Here is a 20793-nt window from a genome sequence, read left to right as displayed (position 1 = left end):
CCTGCCCGGGGCCGCCCCGCGTGGCGCGATGCGGCCCCGGGCCGGCGGTCACTCGGTGCGCAGCCCGTCCGGCCGGGTCAGCCGCATCAGCAGCGGCAGGCTCAGCCCGGTGACCACCAGCACGGTCAGGGCGCCGAAGCCGACGGAGAGCCCGACGACGGGCCACGCCACGGTCACCGGGGCCTGCACCAGGCGCAGCAGCACGGCGCCCAGGCCGAGCCCGAAGGCCACCGCGAGGGTCAGGCCGACCAGCACGGGCACGGCGGTCTGCCAGAGCACCGACCAGGCGAGGGTGCCGCGGCGGGTGCCGACGGCGACCAGCATGGCCAGCAGCCGGCGGCGTTCCCGCAGCTGTTCCAGGGTGCCGACGAGCATGCTCGCGGCGATCAGCAGCAGGGTCACCACCACGCCGATGTAGAGGCCGCGCCGGACGTCGGCGAACCGGTCGCTCTCCCGGACCTCGGTCAGCGTGGTCACCGCGAGGGTGGGGTCGATGGTCGCGGCGGCGTTGCGGACGTGCTCTACCGCGTCCGGCGCGTCCGGGTCGAGCCGCAGGAACACCTCGCCGCGCAGCTCGCCCAGCGTCGCCCCGCCCAGCGCGGCCGGGGTGATCAGCACCTCCCGCTGCTCCCATCCGGCCGGGGTGGGCCGGGACGGGACGCGGCGGGCGTCGGCCGGCACCCGCCACCGCGCCGTCCCGTCGACGGTCAGCGTCGCGCGGGGCGCGACGGCGGCCGCCGTACCCGGCGTCTCGACCAGGAACACGTCGCCGTCGGCGCAGCGGTCGAGGCGGGCGAACTCGGCCAGCGCGGTGCAGTCGCCGACCCGCAACTGCACCAGGTCGCCGGCGTTGGCCACCGTGGTGAGGGTGCTGTTGGCGCCGGTGACCCCGGCGGCGGTGACGAGCCGCTGGACCGCCCCGGCGGTGTCCGGGCCGGCCGGCAGCTGCACCTGGACCTGCGCCCGGGAGGTGTCCTGCCCGGTCGCGGTGGTGAACTCCCGGGCCACCCCGGCGAAGAGCATCTGCAGTCCGATGGTGCCGGCCACCGCCACGGCGATGCCGTTGACCAGCCGGGCGGAGGTGGCGCTGTCCAGCTGCATCCGTCGCACCGCTAGCTGCCAGCCGACCGGCCCGCCCCGCAGCCGGCGGACCAGCAGCTCCGTCGCCCAGGGCAGCAGGGTGACCGTGCCGACGAGCAGCAGCACGGCGCCGGCCGCCACCTGGTAGCGGGTGGCGGCGGAGCCGTCGTCCCGGATGCCGGTGAGCGGGTACAGCAGGGCGAGCCCGACGACGGGCAGCAGCAGCCGCCACCACAGCCGACGGCGTGCCGGCACGCCGCGCCGGGTCACCCCGAGCGGCTCCACCACGACCGCGCGCAGCGCCACCATGGACACCAGCACGGCCAGCGCCGGCACGGCGACGGCGACGATCGCCACCAGCGGCAGGGGCGGGCGGACGTCCGAGGCGTACACGCTGAGGTCGAAGAGGGTGACCAGCGGCACGAGCTGGCGGCCGAGGGCGAACAGCGCGCCTCCGACGGCGACCCCGAGCAGCGCGCCGGTGGCGGCCTCGCCGGCGGCGATCCGCCGGATCATCACCGCGTCGGCGCCGACCAGGCGCAGCGCGGCCAGGCGACGGTCCCGGCGTTCGTCGCCGAAGCGCACCGCGGCGCCGAGGAAGACCGCGATGGGCAGCAGGAGCACCACGAAGATGACCGCGACGAGCAGCAACAGCACCGGCCCGAAGCCCTCCCCGGGCAGCCCGCCGCCGAAGCGGTCCAGCCGGGTCGCGCCCCGCTCGGTGCTCAGCCGGTCGTCGCCGGCGAAGAAGGCGAACTCGCCGGGGCCGGCCAGACCGTCGTCGGCGATGGTGCCGGTGACCCGGGCCCCGCCCAGGCGGGGCGCGAAGAGCGCGCCGTCGGGGGAGTCGAGCAGGTCCCGCAGGGCGGGGGAGACCACCGCCTCGCCGGGCGCGGGCAGCCGGGTCAACCCCGGCGGCACGGGCGCGTCCGGTCCCTCCGGACGCACCAGCCGGCCGCGCACCGGACGGCCCCGGAACTCGGTCTCCACCATGGACACCAGCAGGGTGTTCGCCGCCGGCGCCAGCTCCTGGCCCATCCGCAGGTCATCACGGGCGTCGCCGCGCGCCTGGCGGGCGTCGAGCGCGCCGGGCACCGACGCGGCGAGCAGCAGCAGCGCCACGCCGATGCCGACGCCGAGCGCGGTGAGCACCGCCCGGGTCCACCCGTCGCGGCCACCGCCGACCGCCATCCGGGCGCCCATCGCCAGGTCGGCCGCCGCGCCCCGGAAGCGTCCGCCGGCGCTCACGCGACCGCCTCGAGGTCGCGGGTGCGGCCGTCGCGCACCACGACCTCCCGATCGGAGTACGCGGCCACCCGCGCCTCGTGGGTCACCAGCACCACGGCCGCGCCGGTCTCCCGGGCGGCCCCGGTGAGCAGCCGCATCACCCGTTCGCCGTTGAGCGAGTCCAGCGCGCCGGTCGGCTCGTCGGCGAAGACCACCCGGGGCCGGCCGACCAGCGCCCGGGCCACCGCGACCCGCTGCCCCTGGCCGCCGGAGACCTCGGCGGGCCGCTTGCCCGCCACCTCGGCCACCTCGACCCGGGTGAGCCAGTCCAGCGCCCGGCGCTCGGCCTCCCGGCGACCGACCCGGGCCAGCCGCAGCGGCAGCGCCACGTTCTCCAGGCAGGTCAGCTCGGGCACCAGCTGGCCGAACTGGAACACGAACCCGAAGCTCTCCCGGCGCAGGGCGCTGCGATCGGCGTCGGACAGCTCGGCCAGGTCCCGCCCCTCGTAGCGGACCCGACCGCCGTCCGGGCGGACGATGCCGGCGAGGCAGTGCAGCAGGGTCGACTTGCCGGAACCGGAGGAGCCCATCACGGCCACCACCTCGCCGGGGTCGACGCGCAGCGACGCGCCGGCCAGCGCGACGGTGGCGCCGAAGCGACGGTGCAGGTCCTCGGCGGCCAGCAGCGGGGTGGGGTTCACCGGCGCACCTCCGCGGCCAGCTCGTCGAGGCGGGCGGCGGTCAGCTCCAGCCAGCGCAGGTCCGCCTCCAGGTGGAACAGGGCGTGGTCACAGATCAGCTGCTCGGCGAGGTCGCCGTCGCGCTTGCGGCGGGTGAGCTCCCGCATCAGCCGCAGGTGCTCGGCGCGCTGCACGTCGAGCAGGTCGGCCGCGCCGCGGTCGGTCAGCAGCGCCAGCACCACCTTGGTGTAGAGGGTGCTCTGCAGGTAGGGCTCGGGCTTCTCCGGCGTGGCCAGCCAACGCTGGACGTCGGTCACGCCCGCCTCGGTGATCGCGTACCGCTTGCGATCGGGACCCTCGCCGGGCTCGACCGCCTCCACCTGGACCAGGCCGCTGCGCAGCAGCCGGGAGAGGGTCGCGTAGACCTGGCCGTAGGCCAGCTGGCGGGCGTGGCCGAAGCGCTCGTCGTAGAGGCGTTTGATGTCGTAGCCGTGCCGGGGAGTCTCCTCCAGCAGGCCGAGGAAGGTCTGACCGATGGACATGCCGGTGACTATACACACCGAGTATACGCGTGGTGTGTACGCGGGGTGGCTACTCCGCCGACGGTGGCGTCACCGCAGGTCGCCGGGTCTTTCCTGACGCGGCGAGTGAGGGTGCCCGTCGACGGGCCGGGATTGTGACACCGTTCGGCCGGTTGACCGGGAGATTGATACATGTCAGTGTTTCAATCCCCGGCGTGACCGCCGCGACCTCACCCCCGGGCCGCGAGATCCCGTCCACCCCGACCTGACCCCCGCCAGGGATCCGGCCACGCCCGCCGACCCCCACGAGGAGTTCGCATGAGACGTAGCACGCCGACGAAGGGCCTCGCCCTCGCCGTGTTCGCCGCCGTGACGATGACGCTTGCCGCCCCGCCGGCCACGGCGACCCCGCCGGCCGCCGCACCGGCCGCCGCCCCGCTCGCCGCCCTCGCGGCGCCGGACATCTCGATCACCAACGTCCAGGCCCACCTGACCCAGTTCCAGACCATCGCCACCAGCAACGGCGGCACCCGGCGGGCCGGGTCGGCCGGCTACACCGCGTCGGTCAACTACCTCAAGACCAGACTCCAGGCCGCCGGCTACACGGTCAGCGAACAGTACTGCTCCTCCTGCACGTACCCGTCGAACAACCTGATCGCCGAGTGGCCGCAGGGCCCCGCCGACCAGGTCGTCATGTTCGGCGCGCACCTGGACAGCGTCTCCGCCGGCCCGGGCATCAACGACAACGCCTCCGGCTCGGCCGCCCTGCTGGAGAACGCGCTGGTGCTGGCGAGTCAGAACCCGTCGATGACCAAGCGGGTCCGCTTCGCCTGGTGGACCGACGAGGAGCAGGGCCTCAACGGCTCGGAGTTCTACGTCAACTCGCTCAACGCCACCCAGCGCGGCTACATCAAGGGCTACTACAACTTCGACATGGTCGGCTCGACCAACGGCGGCTACTTCATCAACCGGATCACCTCCACCACCGCCGCGCCGCTCAAGGCGTACTGGGACTCGCTGGGCCTGCAGCCGGAGGAGAACGTCGAGGGGCAGGGCCGCTCCGACGACTACTCGTTCCAGCAGGGCGGCATCCCCACCTCCGGGTACGCCGCCGGCGCCAGCGCCCGCAAGACCAGCGCCCAGGCGACCAAGTGGGGCGGCACCGCCAACGCCGCGTACGACCCCTGCTACCACCGCTCCTGCGACACCACCAGCAACATCAGCGCGACCGTGCTCAACCGCAACGCCGACGGCGTCGCGTACGCCATCTGGCAGCTCGCGGTCGGCACCGGCACCCCGACCAACAACTTCTCGGTGTCGGTGAGCCCGACCTCCGGCAGCGTGGCCCGGGGCGCGTCCACCACCGCCACCGTCAGCACCGCCACCACCAGCGGCAGCGCGCAGCCGGTGGCGCTGTCCGCCACCGGCGCGCCCAGCGGCGTGACCGTGTCGTTCAGCCCCTCGTCGGTCACCTCCGGCGGCTCCGCCACGATGACCGTCAGCGCCTCGTCGACCGCCACCACCGGCACCTTCACCATCACGGTCACCGGCACCGGATCGGTCACCCGCACCGCCACCTACAGCCTCACCGTGACCGGCACCGGCGGGTGCGCCGGCGGCCAGGTGATCGGCAACGGCGGCTTCGAGTCCGGCACCACCCCGTGGACCGCCACCTCGGGCGTGATCACCAACTCGGCCAGCCAGCCCGCCCGCACCGGGTCGTACAAGGCGTGGCTCGACGGCTACGGCAGCACCCACACCGACACGCTGTCGCAGTCGGTGACCGTGCCGGCCGGGTGCTCGACGTACACCCTCGCCTTCCACCTGCACATCGACACCGCCGAGACCACCACCGGCACCGCGTACGACAGGCTGACCGTGCAGGTGGGCACCGCCACCCTGGCGACGTACTCCAACCTCAACGCCGCCAGCGGCTACGCGCTGCGCTCGTTCAACGTGGGCGCGTACGCCGGCCAGACCGTCACCCTCAAGTTCACCGGGACCGAGGACTCGTCGCTGCAGACCAGTTTCGTCATCGACGACGTGACCCTGCAGGCCAGCTGACCGGCCGGGGGCGGGGCGGGCCGCCGCTCGCCCCGCCCCCCACGGCACGCGCCCGAACGACCCGCCGGAGCGTCACGACGATAAATGTCGTACCCCCGGCTGAGCATGACGGCATGGCTGCCCCCGCGCTGACCGACCACAGTGGTCGACCCCGTTCCCTGCCGCTGCGCGAGCTGCGCACCCGGCTGACCCAGCTGATCGCCATGGCCGAGCTGACCGACACCGTCACCCTGGTCACCCGGGACGGCGATTCCCGCCCGGTCGCCGCGATCGTGCCCGCCGTCGCGGCCCGCACCGCCGCCCAGGCCCGCGCCGACGGTGAGCGCCTCGCCGCCGTCACCGCCGGCTGGGCCCGCCGCCTGGAGGAGGCGCACCGGCAGGGCGCCCGCCGGCACGCCGCCGAGCTGCGCGCGGTCACCGCCGCCCTCGCCGAGGTCTGGGCCGAGCTGGACCAGCGCGTCCCACCGGGCACCGACCGCGCCCTGGACCGGCTGCGCGCCGTCCACGCCGACCTGCTCCGCGGCGACTGACCGGCCCTGCTCCGCGACTGACCGGCCCCGCCGGGCCGGCCGCCGCCGTCAGGGCGTGACGTGCGGGTTGCCGGCGGTCAGGCGCAGCGTGAAGGCGTCCGCGCCGCGGTGCATCACGACGTGGTTGCACGACTGATGGGTGATCCAGAGCCCGAGCCCGCCCGGCGCCGCGCCCCCCGCGGGCAGCAGACCGGCGTACGGGTCGCTCGGCCCGGCACCGCGGTCGTCGACGCTCACCACGATCCGGTCCTCGCCGACCCAGAGCCGGAACCGCACCGGTGGCCGCCCGTGTCGCAGCGCGTTGGTCACCACCTCGCTCACCGCCACGGCCAGGTCGTCGACGTCGTCGACCTTCAGCCGGCCGCGACCTGCCTCGTGCACCGCCTCGCGGGCCCGCGCCGGTGTCGGGTCGTGCAGCTCGACGGCCGGAGCGTCCGCCTGCAACGGGTCGGGCACGATCGGCCGGTTCTCCCGCAGGTACACCTCCGGCGGGGTGTAGCCCTCGTTCGGCACGTGCCGCCCGTCCGGCATCGCCGTGCGCGGGTGGGTGCGGACCACGTCCGCCAGCATCGCGCTCGGGGTGGTGCGGGTGTCGTACACGCACATCCCCCACAGCGGGAAGTCGTCGTACGCGTGGTTGATTGCCGACTCGTAGCGGGCCCACCAGTCCCAGGTCGGGCCGAACGCGGGCAGCTCGCCGATGATGCGGATCTGCCCCGCTCCTGCCGCGACGTGGTCGGCCAGCAGTTGGCGGTACGACCTGATCGCCGCGGTCGGTCGCCCGTACACGTCGCCGCCATCGAGGTACGACACCCCGGAGTCCGGGCCGAGCGCCGCGCGCACCAGCGCGGTGGTGCGCTCGCCGAGGGCGACCAGCGTCGGCTCCCCGGCGGCGACCCCGCCGGTGAGGAAGGGCACCACGACGGCGAGCAGATCGTCGTCGGAGCCGTAGCAGACCGCCTCGTGGAAGTAGCCGCGGTGCCCGGCGGCCGCACCGGTCCTCATCGCGCCACCACCGCGACCCGGACGCGGGACAGCCCCAGCAGCTCGACCAGCCGGGCGGCGGAGGTCAGCGGGGTGTGCAGGACCACCGTGCCGCCGCGACGGGCGGCGTGCCGGTGCAGGTGGATCAGGTTCCGGTGGTCGATGAAGCGCAGCTCGTCGGCGCGGACCACCAGCTCGCCGGTGGGGTCGTCGACGTGCGCCCGGGCGAGCGCGGTGTCGAAGAGGTCGTGGTTGGAGGGGTCCAGCTCACCGGCGAGGACCAGCTCGTCGCGCCCGGCGTACAGGTGGAACAGGGTGGCCCCCGGGTCGGCCGCCGGGTGCAGGCAGGCCAGCTCCTCGATCGCCCGGCCGTCCAGCACCCGCCGGTCGTAGCCGCAGGCGGCCGACATCGGCCGGACCCGCATGAAGCGGTCGACCAGGTGTTCGTAGCGGGCGAAGGCGGCGCGCTGCTCCGCGGTGACCACGAGCGTCGTCGCGTCGGCGGCCACCCGCAGGCCGGCGTGACCGTCGGCCACGGCCGCGTCGGTCAACGCGGCGTAGGCGGCGACCTGGGCGGCCGGGTCGACGACGTGCCGCTCGCCGTAGGTGTCGCGCACCGACACCACCTCCGCCGCCCCACCGCGCAGCGCCTCGCGCAGGCGCGGGACGCCCTGCCACCGGGCCACGGCGACGTCCCCCGGCTCCGCGGTCACGTAGCGGACCCGTTCGCCGGCGTCGAGGCCGGCGAGGAGGAACCGCTGTGCCCGGGCGTCGAAGACCGCGGTGTCGTCGAAGGTCCAGCAGACGTGTCCAGGCGGCACGGAACGCACTGATTCGCTGGTCAAGCTCCACGCCTCATGTCCGGAGTCTAAGCCGCAGCGGCGGGGTGCGCGCAGCGCGGCCGCCGCGCTCGGATACGCCAGCGACGCCGCGGCTGCCGTGCGCAACGGCGACTGTCCCGAGTTCATCGCCGGGGCGGTCCGGGCCGGCGCCGCCCCGGCCACCAGTGGCAGACCAGGGCTCAGCCGGGTGTGCTGGCCAGGTCGGCCGGTCGCTCGTCCACCGTCGCCGGCCGGCCCATCCGGCGCCACGGGCCGCCAAGCAGCGGGGTGAGCACGACCAGGACGTAGGCGGTGCCGATCGTAACCAGGATGGCGGTGGGGCCGAACCGGTCGGTGGCCAGTCCGGCGCCGAGAGCGCCGAGCGGCATGGCGGCCCAGCAGCCGGCCCCCACCACCCCGTAGACCCGGGCCCGCATGTGCGCGGGCACCCGCTCCAGCTCGACCGCGCCGATCAGCGGGTTGATCGCACCCGCGGCGAGACCGGAGACTGCGAAGATCGCGACCACCACCGGCAGCGGCGGCGCGGCGGCCAGCGCCCAGAAGGGTGGCCCGCCGGCGACCGCGAAGGTGGTGACGAGGGTGGCGCGGCGGGGCAGCCGGTGGCCGACGGCGCTGAACAGCAGCGAGCCGACCAGCGCGCCGCCGCCCATCGCGCCGACCAGCAGGCCGAACGCGGTGGCCCCGCCGAGCTCGCGGTCCGCGACCACCGGCAGCAGGACGCTGCTCTTCGTCGCGTCGAAGCAGTTGGTGATCAGCACCAGCAGCACCATTGCGCGCAGCAGCGGCTCCCGGACCAGGAACCGTACCCCGGCGGCGAAGTTCCGCCAGTACCCGCCGGACTCCTCCGACGCCGGCTCGGCCGGGCGCATGCCGCGGGGCACCAGCAGCGTCACCACCAGCGCGGAGACGGCGAAGGTGGCGGCGTCCACGGCCAGCACCGGCAGCGCGCCGATGGCCGCGACCAGCAGCCCGGCCACGGGCGCGCCGAGCAGTCGCGAGCCGCGTTCGGTGGCCTCGAACCAGCCGATCGCCCGTTCGATCGGCACCCGGGCGGCGGTCGCCGCCTCGGGCAGCAGCGCGGTCCGGGCGGTCTGCCCGGGCGTGTCGAGCAGGCCGCTGGCGAAGACCAGCGCGAGCAGCGCCCAGAACGGCAGGCCGACGGTCGCGTCGAGCAGCGGGACGGCGGCGACCGTCGCGCAGGACACCAGGTCGGCCACGACGCTGGCCCGGCGGTAGCCGATCCGGTCGACCACCACGCCGCCGAGGGCGCCGCCGAGCACCACGGGCGCGGCGGCGAACGCCCCGGTCAGGCCGGTCGCCGCCGGTGAGCCGGTCTCGGCCAGCACGTACAGCGGCAGGGCGATGTAGGTGAGCATGTTGCCGGTGAGCGAGACCGTGTGGCCGATCAGCAGGCCGATCAGCGGGCCCCAGCGGCGGGGCGCGGCGGTCACTGCGGCCCCCGGTAGGCCTGCCAGATCAGCGTGACGGTGCGGGCGGCGGGCCGGTCGGGGTCGCTGCGGGCCTGCCAGCGGGCACCCAGCTCCGCCAGCTCGCCGTGCAACTCGAGCAGCTCGTCGGGGGTCAGGTGCATGGTCTGGTCGCTGCTGGTGGTGCCCCGGACCCACTCCGGGTCGAGGGTGGCCTCGCTGTCGAGGTAGGCCTGGAACCGCTCCACGTAGCGCTGGAAGACGGCCCGGCGCAGCAGGTCCGAGGCGAGCTTGCGCTCCGGGTCGTGCAGCACCTCGACCAATTCCCAGCTGGTGCGGCTGTGCGCCGCCCGCCACCACCGTTCCCGGCGGTTGCGGGCGTGCTCGGGTGCCTCCCGGATGAAGCCGTGCTCGGCGAGCTTGCCGAGGTGGTAGCTGACCGACCCGACGGCCTCGTCGACGAGGTCGCTGAGCATGCCGACGCTCTGCGGGCCGCGTACCCGCAGCTCGCCGAGGAGCCGCAGGCGGGTGGGGTGGGCCAGCGCGCGCATGGCGCGCGGATCGGTCAGGTGCAGGGTCGACTCGTCCTCGGACATGGGGACAGGCTAGACGTACAAGATGTGATGTACAAGAAGTCTTGTCAAATGTCGCCGGGGCAAATCCTGCGAGTGGCTCAGGCGGGGCGGCGGCCCTTGAGACGGCGGCCCAGCTCGCGGGCGATCTCCCGGTTGGCGTCGCGTTCGGCGAGCGCCTGCCGCTTGTCGTACGACCTGCGGCCGCGGGCCAGGCCCAGCTCGACCTTGGCCCAGCCGTTGCTGAAGTACATCGACAGCGGCACCAGCGTCACGCCCCCGTCGCGCAGCTTCTCCAGGATCCGGGCGATCTCCACCCGGTGCAGCAGCAGCTTGCGGGTCCGGCGGGGCTGGTGGTTGGTCCAGGTGCCGTAGCCGTACTCGGCGATGTGCAGGCCGTAGAGCATGAGCTCGCCGTCGCGTTCCTGGGCGAAGGCGTCGACCAGCGACACCCGCCCCTCCCGCAGCGACTTCACCTCGGTGCCGGCCAGCACGATCCCCGCCTCGTACGTCTTCAGGACGGTGTAGTCGTGCCGGGCCTTCTTGTTGGAGGCGATGAGCTTGCGCTCCGTGTCCCTGGACACGACGACCTCCTGTGGGTGGGGCTGCGGACCGGATGCAGGATACCCGCCGGCGCCGCCCGGAACGGCGGGGCGCGACGCGTACGGGCGGCAGGTCCGGCCGGACCCTGTCGCCGGCCGCCCGGCGGTAGGGTCGGCGGTCGTGACCGAACCGGACTTCCTCACCGCCACCCGCACCTCGTACGACACCATGGTCGCCGACTACATCGAGTTCGTCCGCGACGAGCTGGCCGCCCGGCCGCTCGACCGGGCCATGCTCGCGGCCTTCGCCGAGCTGGTGCTCGCCGACGGGGGCGGGCCGGTGCTGGAGGTCGGCTGCGGCCCGGGGCGGATCACCCGGCACCTGCACGACCTCGGGCTCGACGCCGCCGGCCTCGACCTGTCGCCGGGCATGATCGCGCACGCCCGTCGGGCGTACCCCGACCTGCGCTTCACCGAGGGGTCCATGCTGGAACTCGACCTGGCCGACGGCGCGCTCGCCGGCCTGGTCGCCTGGTACTCGGTCATCCACCTGCCCGACGACCGGCTGCCGGCCGCCTTCGCCGAGTTCCACCGGGTCCTCGCCCCCGGCGGCCACCTGCTGCTGGCCTTCCAGGTCGGTGACGAGCCGGTGCACCGCACGGACGCGTGGGGGCGACCGGTCTCGCTCACCTTCCACCGGCGTCGGCCCGAGCGGGTGGCGGCCCTGCTGGAGGCCGCCGGGCTGATCGTGCACGCCCGCATGCGACGGGAGCCGCAGGAGCTGGGCGGGTGGCGGGAACCTACTCCACAGGCCTACCTGCTGGCCCGCCGTCGGGATGACGACCGGCGGTGACCGGGCGACCACGACGGCTCGTATCCTTCTCCCGCGGATCCTGTCCCGTGGACCGAAACGAGCCGATGAGGAGGTTGGTGTGAGCAGCCGGACCGAGACGTTGGAGTTCCAGGCCGAGACGCGTCAACTGCTGCAGTTGATGGTGCACTCGATCTACTCGCACAAGGACGTCTTCCTGCGGGAGTTGGTCTCCAACGCCTCCGACGCGCTGGACAAGCTGCGGCTGGAGTCCCTGGTCGACAAGGACCTGGCGGCCGACACCGCCGACCTGCACATCGAGATCGAGACCGACCGGGCGGCCCGTACCCTCACCGTGCGCGACAACGGCATCGGCATGTCCCGCGAGGACGTCGTCTCGCTGATCGGCACCATCGCCCGCTCCGGGACGGCCGAGCTGCTGCGAAAGCTGAAGGAGTCCCGGGAGGCGGCCGCTCAGGACCTGATCGGCCAGTTCGGCGTCGGCTTCTACTCGACGTTCATGGTGGCCGACACCGTGACCCTGCTGACCCGTCGGGCCGGCCAGACCGAGGGCACCCGCTGGGAGTCCACCGGCGAGGGCACCTATGTCGTGGAGACGGTCGACGACGCTCCGCAGGGCACCTCGGTCACCGTGCACCTGAAGCCGGCCGACAGCGAGGACAACCTCGCCGACTACACCGACCACGGCAAGATCCGCGAGATCGTCAAGCGGTACTCCGACTTCATCGCCTGGCCGATCCGGCTCGTCACGCCGGACGCAGAGCCGGTCACCCTCAACTCGATGAAGGCGCTCTGGGCGCGGCCGCGCGACGAGGTCGCCGAGGAGGAGTACCGCGACTTCTACCGGCACGTCAGCCACGACTGGGCCGACCCGCTGGAGACCATCCACATGCGGGGCGAGGGCGTCTTCGAGTACGAGGCGCTGCTCTTCATCCCCACGCACGCCCCGTTCGACCTGTTCATGGCCGACGGCCGGCGCGGGGTGCAGCTGTACGTCAAGCGGGTGTTCGTGATGGACGACTGCGCCGCGCTCATGCCCAACTACCTGCGCTTCGTCAAGGGCGTGGTGGACGCGCACGACCTGTCGCTGAACATCTCCCGGGAGATCCTCCAGCAGGACCGGCAGATCCAGATCGTGCGCCGCCGGCTGGTCCGCAAGGTGCTCGCCACCGTCAAGGAGATGCGCACCGAGCACGCCGACCGGTACCGGACCTTCTGGTCGGAGTTCGGCCGGGTGGTCAAGGAGGGGCTGCTGGAGGACCCGGACAACCAGCAGGCGATCCTCGACATCGTCTCGGTCGCCTCCACCCACGACGCCACCGAGCACACCACGCTGCGCGAGTACGTCGAGCGGATGAAGGACGGCCAGGAGGAGATCTACTACGCCACCGGCGACACCCGGGCCATGCTGGAGAACTCGCCGCACATGGAGGCCTTCCGCGCCAAGGGCTACGAGGTGCTGCTGCTCACCGACCCGGTCGACGAGGTGTGGGTGGAGCGGGTCGCGCAGTTCGACGGCCGGCCGCTGCGCTCGATCGCCAAGGGCGAGGTGGACCTGGACACCGCGCAGGAGCGCGAGGAGGCCGAAACGGAACGGGAGCGGCAGGCCAAGGAGTACGCCGCCCTGCTCGCCTTCCTCGGCGGCGCGCTGGCCGACAGCGTCAAGGAGGTGCGGCTCTCCTCCCGCCTGACCACCTCGCCGGCCTGCATCGTCGGCGACGCCCACGACATCACGCCCACGTTGGAGAAGATGTACCGCGCGATGGGGCAGGAGGTGCCGAAGGTGAAGCGCATCCTCGAACTCAACCCGACCCACCCGCTGGTCACCGGCCTGCGCGCGGCGCACGAGCGCGGCGGCGACTCCGCCGCCCTCACCGAGACCGCCGAGCTGCTGTACGGCATGGCGCTGCTCGCCGAGGGCGGCGACCTGGCCGACCCGGCCCGGTTCGCCCGGGTCCTCGCCGACCGGCTGGCCCGCAGCCTCTGACGCGACGACGGCCCCGGCCCGGTGCAGCGCCGGGCCGGGGCCGCCTGGTCACGAACCGACCCGCACGCCCATCGCCGCCCAGGTGGCCGGGCCGACCACCCCGTCCACGGTCAGCCCCCGCATGCCCTGGTACCAGCGCACCCCGGCCTCGGTCCTCGCGTCGAAGGCGCCGCTCGCGGGGCCGCACCGCTTCGTGCCGACGAACCGCTGGACGAAGGCCACGTCCCCGCCCTTGCTGCCGCGCCGCAGCGTCCGCGAGCCCGGTCTGCCCCCGGACACCGGCGTCGCCGGTCGCCCGCTGGGCACCGACGGGGCCGGCTTGACGGCCGCGCGCAGGGCCGCCACGGTACGCGGGCCGACCACCCCGTCGGCGTCGAGCTTCCGGGCGGTCTGGAACGACCGTACCCAGGCGGCCACGGCCGGCCCGAACACCCCGTCGGCCGTCAGCCGGGCCCCGAGGCGGTTGGCGACGGCCTGCAACTCCCGGACGTCGCCGCCCCGGCAGCCGGCGCGCAGCACCCGGTCGCCGAGCCGCGCCGTCGTGGCGGTGGCGATGCCCCACGCCTGGCGGCTGTCCTCCAAGCTCCGCTGGTGGCTGACGCTGACGTGCAGGTGCTTGTCGTGCGGGTTCGGCCCGGTGTACCGGGCCGGCCGGAAGCTGCGGGTACGGCTCCAGATCTTTCGGTCGTAGATGACGTACTGGGTGGACGGATGGCTGACGGCCTGCCGGACGACCAGCAGCGGGTCGATCCCGTCGACGTCCACGTCCACCGCGTTGACCGACTGGTCGTCACTGTCCGGATTATGGTCCGAGCGGCGCGCCTGGTGACTGGCGTCGCCCAACCAGCCGTCGGACTTGCGGTCCCGCTGCGGCCACCGGGTGTCTATCTCCTCGCGCAGCACCCGCAGCGCGGGCGCCAGGTGCACGCCCATCTCACTCCTCCTCTTCCAGCGCGGCGGCCAGGTCGAAGTCGACCTCGTCGCCGGCCAGGCTCTCCGGGTCGTCGTCCTCGTCCAAGGTGGCAACGAGGTAGTCGGTGTCGATGCTGACGGTGTCCATGGAGGTCCTTCCTCTCGCGGATGGTCGGCCGCCGCGAACCGGGGCGGACCGTGCCGGCCAGGGCGCCGGCGCCCGGCATCCGGCGGGTCCGACGCGTCGGCGCCGTGGCCGCGCTCTGCTCCCTACCGTCCGAGTCGGCGGCCGGGCTGCCCAGACATGAGTCGCCAATCAGCGGCAACGCTGACCGTCCGGCGGCGCGGGCCGCCGATCGAGGCCGCCTGACCAGCGAAGACGGCGAGGCACGGCAGCTGATCCGCCGCTCGGAGCGAGGCTTTCGGCCCAGTGGTGACAGGTTCCCGACCGGCCCTTGTAGAGCACCGCCGACCAACCCGCAACTCGAAGCACGAAGCCGTCGCTCAGCCGGGTGAAGAACTTCACAAGAGGTGGGCAATCGCCCGAAACAATTCCTAACGTCGTTCGTGTTCGCGATCGCGGACACCACGGCCGGTAACGCCTAATCCATGCCGCCGGCCGGTGGGACCTTTGTCAGCGGGCATGGAGCGGGGGACCCACACGTTCCTCGGTGCACGTCACCTCGGGGTGAAGCCGCCCACGGGCGGCCGGGCTCCTCGGCCCGAACCCGACAGCTCACCTCGTCGGCGTGGAGGAATCCACATGGCAACTGAATACACCGCCCGTCACCGACGGGTCAGCTCGCGCCGCATCGCCGTCGGCACGCTCGCCGTCGGTGCGGTCACCGGGGTCGCCGCCGTCCTGGCGCCGGCGTCGCCGGCGAGCGCCGCCAGCGTCAACTGGGACGCGATCGCCCAGTGCGAGTCCGGCGGCAACTGGCACATCAACACCGGCAACGGCTACTACGGCGGCCTGCAGTTCTCGCAGAGCACCTGGTCCGGCTACGGCGGCAAGAAGTACGCCTCCCGCGCCGACCTGGCCAGCCGCGGCGAGCAGATCGCCATCGCCGAGAAGGTGCTCGACGGTCAGGGCATCGGGGCCTGGCCGACCTGCGGCAGGAAGGGCGGCTCCACCAAGAGCTACTCCAGCACCTCAGAGAAGTCGGAGAAGTCGCAGAAGTCGCAGCGGCGCTCCGGCTCGTCGAAGGCCACCGCCACCGAGCGGTCCTCGCGGGAGCAGCACAGCACCCGCAGCCAGCGGCGCAGCGCGCCGGCCGCGACCGGCGACGTGTACGTGGTGCGGCCGGGTGACACCCTGTCGCAGATCGCCGACGCCCGGGACCTGGCCGGTGGCTGGCAGGCGTTGTACGAGCGCAACAAGCGCGTGGTCGGCGCCGACCCGGGGCTGATCTTCCCCGGTCAGAAGCTCAGCCTCTGACCTCAGCACCTGGGCACCGTGGCGACGCCCGGCCGGACGACCGGCCGGGCGTCGCCGCGTCCACAGCGCCGTCGTGGTTCGGGCCGCTGCCGGCGGGGTACCCGGCGCGCGTGGACCGGCCCGCCGGCGCGTCCGCGTCGCCGGGTCGTCGGGCCGTCGGCCGGGGGGCGGGGATAGGGTTGGCCCTGGTGTGCCGGGAAGTCTGGTCGGCGATGGATGACGCGACCCCTGCCGACGAGGAGACCCCGTGACCGACGCCCCCCGGCGCCGTACCAGCCTGTTCGCCCGCCGCTCCTGGGGCGAGACCAGGCGCATCTCCGCCATCCTGCGCAAGGAGACCGTGGGCGGGGCGCTGCTGCTCGTCGGGGCGCTGCTCGCGCTGCTCTGGTCGAACTCGCCCTGGGCGGACGGCTACCGGGCGCTGCGTGACCTCACCGTCGGCCCGGCGTCGCTGCACCTCGATCTCACCCTCGGCACCTGGGCCGCCGACGGGCTGCTGGCGATCTTCTTCTTCGTCGCCGGGCTGGAACTCAAGCGCGAGTTCGTCGCCGGCGACCTGCGCGACCCGCGCCGGGCCGCGGTGCCGGTGGCGGCGGCGGTCGGCGGGGTGGTCGTACCCGCGGTGCTGTTCGTCCTCGTCGCCGGGGTCGACGGCGCCCGGGGGTGGGCGATCCCCACGGCCACCGACATCGCGTTCGCCCTGGCTGTGCTCGCGGTGGTGGGACGGCTGCTGCCGTCGGCGCTGCGTACCTTCCTGCTCACCCTGGCGGTCGTCGACGACCTGCTCGCCATCGTCATCATCGCCGTCTTCTACACCTCCAGCCTCGCCGTGCCGCCGCTGCTGGCCGCCCTGGTGCCGCTCGCGCTCTTCGCCGTGCTGGTGCAGCGCCGGGTCCGGTCCTGGTGGCTGCTGCTGCCGCTGGCCGCCGTGACCTGGACGCTGGTGCACGCCTCCGGGGTGCACGCCACGGTGGCGGGGGTGCTGCTCGCCTTCACCGTCCCGGTGCTGCGCAGCGAGGCCGCCGGTGGGCCGGACGCCGGGCCGGGCCTGGCCGAGCACTTCGAGCACCGGTTCCGGCCGATCTCCGCCGGGGTGGCGGTGCCGATCTTCGCGTTCCTCTCCGCCGGCGTCACGGTCGGCGGCCTGGCGGGGCTGGCCACCGCGCTGACCGACCGGGTCGCGGCCGGCATCGTGGTCGGCCTGGTGGTCGGCAAGCCGGTGGGCATCCTGGCCGCCACCTGGCTGGTGTCCCGGTCCACCCGGGCCAACCTGGACGAGGGGCTGAACTGGTTTGACGTGCTCGGCCTGGCGCTGCTCGGCGGGATCGGGTTCACCGTGTCGCTGCTGATCGGCGAGCTGGCCTTCGGCCTGGGCAGCGTGCGTGACGGCCACGTCAAGGTCGCCGTGCTCACCGGCTCGCTGCTCTCCGCGCTGCTGGCGACGGTGATCCTGCGCGCGCGCACCCGGGCCTACCGGCGGGTACACGAGATCGAGACCGTCGACGAGGACCACGACGGCGTCCCGGACGTCTTCGAGCCGGATCCGGACCGCTAGCTACGCCGGTCCGGCCGGGTACGCCCGGGTCTCGCTGGCCTTGACCGCCGCCCACACCCGCTGCCCGGGCTCCAAGCGAAGCTGGGCGGCGGCGGCCGGGGTGACGTCGGCGGCGGCCGGGACCGGGCCGGCGAGCTGCACGCGCAGGTTGTCCCCGTGCCGCTGCACTCCGGCGACGGTGGCCGGCCAGGTGTTGCGGGGGCTGCCGTCGGGCTGGCGCGGGTGCAGGGCCACGGCGGCGGGCCGGAAGACCACGAAGGCGTCGCCGTCCAGCCGGTCGGCGGTGGCCAGGGCGAAGCCGTCGTCGAGGCGTACCTGGTGTCCGTCGGCGTGGCCCCGGTAGAGGTTCAGCCCGACGAGGCGGGCGACGTAGTCGGTGCGCGGCCGGGCGGTGACGGTGGCGGCGTCCCCCTCCTGCACCACCCGGCCGTCCTCGACGATGACCAGCCGGTCGGCCAGGGCGAGTGCGTCCAGCGGGTCGTGGGTGACCAGCAGCGTCGCGCCGTCGTGGTCGACCAGGTGCCGGTGCAGGTGGGCCCGGGTGTCCAGGCGGGTCCGGGCGTCCAGCGCCGCCAGCGGCTCGTCGAGCAGGAGCAACCGCGGGCGTACGGCGAGCGCGCGGGCCAGGGCGACCCGCTGGGCCTGCCCACCGGAGAGCTGGCGCGGCCGGCTCCGGGCGTGCCCGGACAGCCCGACCCGGTCCAGCCAGCCGGCCGCCTGCTCGCGGGCGGCCCGCCGGTCGAGGCCCTGCCGGCGGGGGCCGAACGCGACGTTGTCCAGCGCGCTCAGGTGCGGGAAGAGCAGGTAGTCCTGGAACACCACGCCGACCCGGCGCCGCTCCGGCGGGATCCAGCGGGCCCGGTCGGGCCGGTCCAGGTCGACGCCGTCGAGCAGGACGTGGCCGGCGGTGAGCGGCTGGAGCCCGGCGAGGGCGCGCAGGGCGGTGGTCTTGCCGGCGCCGTTCGGGCCGAGCAGCGCGACCACCTCGCCGGCGCCGACGGTCAGCCGGACGTCGAGTCGGAAGGCGCCTCGGTCGACGACCAGGTGGCCGTCCAGCAGCGGGGCGCTCACGGGCTGGTGATCCAGCGGTCACGCAGGCCGGCGAGGATCGCCACCGAGACGGTGAGCAGGATCAGACTGAGCACGATCGCCGCGTCCAGGTCGGTCTCCAGGGCCAGGTAGACGGCGAGCGGCATGGTCTGGGTCCGGCCGGGATAGTTGCCGGCGAAGGTGATGGTCGCCCCGAACTCGCCCAGCGCCCGGGCCCAGCAGAGCACCGCGCCGGCGGCCACGCCGGGAGCGATCAGCGGCAGGGTGACGTGGGTGAAGGTGGTCCACCGGCCCGCGCCCAGGGTGGCCGCCGCCTCCTCGTAGCGGCTGTCCGCGCCGCGCAGCGCGCCCTCGACGGCGATGATCAGGAACGGCATCGCCACGAACGCCTCGGCGAGCACCACGCCGGTGGTGGTGAACGGCAGGGTGAGGCCGAAGGCGCCGTCCAGCCACCGCCCGAGCAGCCCGTTGCGGCCGAACACCAGCAGCAACGCCACGCCGCCGACCACCGGAGGCAGCACCAGCGGCACGGTGACCAGGGCCCGCACCACCCGGCGGCCGGGGAACTCCACCCGCGCCAGCAGCCAGGCCAGGGGTACGCCGCAGGCCAGGCAGAGCAGGGTGGCCAGGGTGGCGCACTGCACCGACAGCCGCAGCGCGGTGAGCACGCCCGGCGCGGTGAGCCGCTGCGGCAGCGTCGCCCACGGGGTACGCGCCAGCAGCCCGGCCAGCGGCAGTACCAGGAAGAGCAGCCCCAGCCCGGCCGGTACGAGCAGCGCGACCGGCACCCGCCGGCCGGGCCGCCGCCGGGTACGCGGCGCCGGGGCGTCCGGTGCGGCGGTCACGACCCGGTGGGCGGCTGGAAGCCGGCGGCGGTGAGCACAGCCCGGCCCTGGTCGGAGCGGACGTGCTCGACGAAGGCGCGGGCGGCGGTCGGGTTCGGCGCGTCCTTCAGCACCACCATGGGGTAGTCGTTGACCGCGCGGGCGGACTCGGGGAACTCGACGCCGTCCACCTTCGCGGCGGCGGATCTGACGTCGGTGCGGTAGACCAGCGCGGCGTCGACCTCGCCGAGGGTCACCTTGGACAGCGCGCCCTTGACGTCCTGCTCCAGGGTGACCGGGGTCAGCGGCACGCGCGCGGCGGCGAGCGCCTGGGCGGCGGCCGCTCCGCACGGCACCTGCTCGGCGCAGAGCGCCACCTTGACGCCGGGCCGGGTCAGGTCGGCCAGCCCGGTGACCCCGCCGGGGTTGCCTTTCGGCACGGCGATGACCAGCTGGTTGCGGGCGAAGACGGTGGGGGAGCCGGCGGCGGCCCCGGCGTCGGTGACGGTGGCCATGTTCCTCAGGGCGGCCGAGGCGAACACGTCCGCCGGGGCGCCCTGGGTGATCTGGGTGGCCAGGGCCGAGCTGCCGGCGAAGTTGAAGGTGACCCGCACGCCCGGGTGCGCGGCCTCGAACTGGCGGCCCAGCGTGGTGAAGGACCCGGTCAGCGACGCGGCGGCGAAGACGGTCACCGTGCCGGCGACCCCGCTCGTGCCGCCGTCGTCGGCGTCGTCGCCGCAGCCGGCGAGGCCGAGCGCGGCCACCATCGGCAGGACGGCCAGCGCGGCGCGGATCCTCGTCATCAGCTGTTCCTTCCGCGCAGCGGCGCGGCCCGCTCGACCACGACCGTGGTGGACTTGATCACGGCGACCGCGACCGAGCCGACCGTCAGGCCCAGCTCGTCGACCGCCTCGCGGCTCATCAGCGAGACCACCCGGAACGGGCCGGCCTGGATGTCGACCTGCGCCATCACCGTGTCCCGGACGACGGCGGTGACGATCCCGCGCAGCCGGTTGCGGGCCGAGGAGAACTCGGCGCGCCCGTCCGGCTCGGCGGCCTGGGCCCGGACGAAGCCGGCCAGCTCGACGCCGTCGACCAGCCGGTGGCCGTGCTCGTCCCGGGTCGCCGGCAGGCGTCCGGCGTCCACCCAGCGCCGCACGGTGTCGGTGCTGACGCCCAACAGCTCGGCGGCCTCGCTGATCCGGAACACGGTCACCGGGTCACCCTAGCGGCTCGCGTCTGCGTGGTGGAAGCGGCGATGTGCCTCGCGTACCCGAGGGTGATGGCGGGTGGGCGACCGCATCTGCGGGTGCGGCATTGGGAGAGAGGACGGCCCGCAGGGGCACAATGTGGCCATGCGGCAGGGGTTCGCTCACCAGGCGGTTCTCGACATGGCGCCGGACGCCGATCCGGGCGTGCCCGGGGCGGCCATCACCACGGCCCTCTGCGGCCACTGGGAACACGAGCCGCCGTGTCCGGTCGCGTCCCACCACACCCGGGCCGAACGGTCCGGTGACGAGGTACGCCTGCACATCCTCTTCGCCACCGAACCGCACCTGGAGGAGCGGGTGCGGCAGGACATCGACCGTGCCCTGGCGCGCGGCGAGCTGCGCGGCCCCGACGGCGGGACGACCCGGTGGCGGCTGCGGCTGAGCGGACCGAGCGAGCCGTCGCCGCGGGAGGCGGAGCACCTCGAGCGGTTGACCCGCGGCTAGACCCGTCCGCC

Annotated in this window: 21 protein-coding genes and 1 riboswitch; of the genes, 7 read left to right on the top strand and 14 right to left on the bottom strand. The window is 74.3% G+C overall.

What is annotated here, in order from left to right; genetic code table 11:
* Positions 1–48: 48 nt before the first annotated feature.
* Genes ACTMTB_RS24775 through ACTMTB_RS24765 form a run of 3 tightly spaced genes read right to left on the bottom strand, consistent with a single transcriptional unit; the run spans position 49 to position 3529 of the window.
* Positions 49–2328 (bottom strand): FtsX-like permease family protein, encoded by a 2280-nt coding sequence (locus ACTMTB_RS24775; protein WP_441148625.1) that lies wholly within the window; start codon positions 2326–2328, stop codon positions 49–51.
* A complete protein-coding gene (locus ACTMTB_RS24770) occupies positions 2325–3008 on the bottom strand; it encodes an ABC transporter ATP-binding protein (RefSeq protein ID WP_441148624.1) in 684 nt (227 codons plus the stop codon). Before ACTMTB_RS24770 ends, ACTMTB_RS24775 begins: the two co-directional genes overlap by 4 nt.
* Positions 3005–3529 carry a PadR family transcriptional regulator gene (locus ACTMTB_RS24765; RefSeq protein ID WP_441148623.1) on the bottom strand — a complete coding sequence of 175 codons (525 nt, stop codon included), beginning with the start codon at positions 3527–3529 and terminating at the stop codon, positions 3005–3007. The genes ACTMTB_RS24770 and ACTMTB_RS24765 overlap by 4 nt, the downstream gene beginning before the upstream one ends.
* 297 nt (positions 3530–3826) lie before the next feature.
* On the opposite strand from ACTMTB_RS24765, the gene ACTMTB_RS24760 reads away from it, so the two are divergent.
* Both ACTMTB_RS24760 and ACTMTB_RS24755 read left to right on the top strand, forming a co-directional pair.
* Complete coding sequence (locus tag ACTMTB_RS24760) at positions 3827–5572, top strand: M28 family peptidase (RefSeq protein WP_441148622.1); 1746 nt, start codon at positions 3827–3829, stop codon at positions 5570–5572.
* 113 nt (positions 5573–5685) lie between these two features.
* Positions 5686–6102: a type II toxin-antitoxin system Phd/YefM family antitoxin gene (locus ACTMTB_RS24755; RefSeq protein WP_441148621.1), complete on the top strand. Its 417-nt coding sequence runs from the start codon at positions 5686–5688 to the stop codon at positions 6100–6102.
* Between the two features lie 48 nt (positions 6103–6150).
* Here the strand turns inward: ACTMTB_RS24755 and ACTMTB_RS24750 are convergent, their stop codons facing one another.
* The 5 genes from ACTMTB_RS24750 to smpB form a co-directional block, all read right to left on the bottom strand.
* Positions 6151–7107: an anti-sigma factor RsbA family regulatory protein gene (locus ACTMTB_RS24750; RefSeq protein ID WP_441148620.1), complete on the bottom strand. Its 957-nt coding sequence runs from the start codon at positions 7105–7107 to the stop codon at positions 6151–6153.
* Positions 7104–7907 (bottom strand): MEDS domain-containing protein, encoded by an 804-nt coding sequence (locus ACTMTB_RS24745; protein ID WP_441148619.1) that lies wholly within the window; start codon positions 7905–7907, stop codon positions 7104–7106. Before ACTMTB_RS24745 ends, ACTMTB_RS24750 begins: the two co-directional genes overlap by 4 nt.
* A 200-nt stretch (positions 7908–8107) precedes the next feature.
* Positions 8108–9379, bottom strand: coding sequence for an MFS transporter (locus ACTMTB_RS24740; protein ID WP_441148618.1), 1272 nt, complete (start codon positions 9377–9379; stop codon positions 8108–8110).
* Positions 9376–9951: an ArsR/SmtB family transcription factor gene (locus ACTMTB_RS24735; protein WP_441148617.1), complete on the bottom strand. Its 576-nt coding sequence runs from the start codon at positions 9949–9951 to the stop codon at positions 9376–9378. Before ACTMTB_RS24735 ends, ACTMTB_RS24740 begins: the two co-directional genes overlap by 4 nt.
* A gap of 77 nt (positions 9952–10028) precedes the next feature.
* Complete coding sequence (smpB, locus tag ACTMTB_RS24730) at positions 10029–10511, bottom strand: SsrA-binding protein SmpB (protein ID WP_441148616.1); 483 nt, start codon at positions 10509–10511, stop codon at positions 10029–10031.
* Between the two features lie 139 nt (positions 10512–10650).
* Here smpB and ACTMTB_RS24725 point away from each other — a divergent pair, with 139 nt between their 5' ends.
* Together ACTMTB_RS24725 and htpG are read left to right on the top strand one after the other, a co-directional pair.
* Positions 10651–11322 carry a class I SAM-dependent methyltransferase gene (locus ACTMTB_RS24725; RefSeq protein ID WP_441148615.1) on the top strand — a complete coding sequence of 224 codons (672 nt, stop codon included), beginning with the start codon at positions 10651–10653 and terminating at the stop codon, positions 11320–11322.
* A gap of 79 nt (positions 11323–11401) precedes the next feature.
* The gene (htpG, locus tag ACTMTB_RS24720; RefSeq protein ID WP_441148614.1) at positions 11402–13288 is read left to right on the top strand and encodes a molecular chaperone HtpG; all 1887 of its coding nucleotides are present in this window, start codon (positions 11402–11404) and stop codon (positions 13286–13288) included.
* Between the two features lie 48 nt (positions 13289–13336).
* On the opposite strand, the gene ACTMTB_RS24715 is transcribed toward htpG, so the two are convergent.
* Positions 13337–14221 carry a peptidoglycan-binding domain-containing protein gene (locus tag ACTMTB_RS24715; RefSeq protein ID WP_441148613.1) on the bottom strand — a complete coding sequence of 295 codons (885 nt, stop codon included), beginning with the start codon at positions 14219–14221 and terminating at the stop codon, positions 13337–13339.
* A gap of 1 nt (position 14222) precedes the next feature.
* The gene (locus tag ACTMTB_RS24710) at positions 14223–14348 is read right to left on the bottom strand and encodes a hypothetical protein (protein WP_255540690.1); all 126 of its coding nucleotides are present in this window, start codon (positions 14346–14348) and stop codon (positions 14223–14225) included.
* Between the two features lie 441 nt (positions 14349–14789).
* A riboswitch (cyclic di-AMP (ydaO/yuaA leader) is annotated at positions 14790–14965 on the top strand.
* Here ACTMTB_RS24710 and ACTMTB_RS24705 point away from each other — a divergent pair.
* A complete protein-coding gene (locus ACTMTB_RS24705) occupies positions 14964–15638 on the top strand; it encodes a transglycosylase family protein (protein ID WP_441148612.1) in 675 nt (224 codons plus the stop codon). It overlaps the preceding riboswitch by 2 nt.
* A gap of 247 nt (positions 15639–15885) precedes the next feature.
* Positions 15886–17193, top strand: a complete 1308-nt coding sequence (nhaA, locus tag ACTMTB_RS24700; protein ID WP_441148611.1) for a Na+/H+ antiporter NhaA — start codon at positions 15886–15888, stop codon at positions 17191–17193.
* On the opposite strand, the gene ACTMTB_RS24695 is transcribed toward nhaA, so the two are convergent.
* From ACTMTB_RS24695 to ACTMTB_RS24680, 4 genes are read right to left on the bottom strand one after another with little or no spacing between them, the layout of a single operon-like run.
* Complete coding sequence (locus tag ACTMTB_RS24695; protein WP_441148610.1) at positions 17194–18264, bottom strand: ABC transporter ATP-binding protein; 1071 nt, start codon at positions 18262–18264, stop codon at positions 17194–17196.
* Positions 18261–19088 carry an ABC transporter permease gene (locus tag ACTMTB_RS24690; RefSeq protein ID WP_441148609.1) on the bottom strand — a complete coding sequence of 276 codons (828 nt, stop codon included), beginning with the start codon at positions 19086–19088 and terminating at the stop codon, positions 18261–18263. Before ACTMTB_RS24690 ends, ACTMTB_RS24695 begins: the two co-directional genes overlap by 4 nt.
* The gene (modA, locus tag ACTMTB_RS24685; RefSeq protein ID WP_441148764.1) at positions 19085–19861 is read right to left on the bottom strand and encodes a molybdate ABC transporter substrate-binding protein; all 777 of its coding nucleotides are present in this window, start codon (positions 19859–19861) and stop codon (positions 19085–19087) included. Before modA ends, ACTMTB_RS24690 begins: the two co-directional genes overlap by 4 nt.
* A gap of 8 nt (positions 19862–19869) precedes the next feature.
* Complete coding sequence (locus ACTMTB_RS24680; RefSeq protein ID WP_357613942.1) at positions 19870–20283, bottom strand: TOBE domain-containing protein; 414 nt, start codon at positions 20281–20283, stop codon at positions 19870–19872.
* Between the two features lie 139 nt (positions 20284–20422).
* Between ACTMTB_RS24680 and ACTMTB_RS24675 the strand changes: the two genes are divergently transcribed.
* Positions 20423–20782, top strand: coding sequence for a hypothetical protein (locus ACTMTB_RS24675; RefSeq protein WP_441148608.1), 360 nt, complete (start codon positions 20423–20425; stop codon positions 20780–20782).
* The last annotated feature ends 11 nt before the right edge of the window (positions 20783–20793 follow it).

The sequence above is a fragment of the Micromonospora sp. L32 genome, assembly GCF_052068055.1.
GTDB classification, from domain to species: Bacteria; Actinomycetota; Actinomycetes; order Mycobacteriales; family Micromonosporaceae; genus Micromonospora; species Micromonospora purpureochromogenes.
Note: the sequence above shows the minus strand (reverse complement) of the source record. Positions and strands in the feature narration are given on the sequence as shown.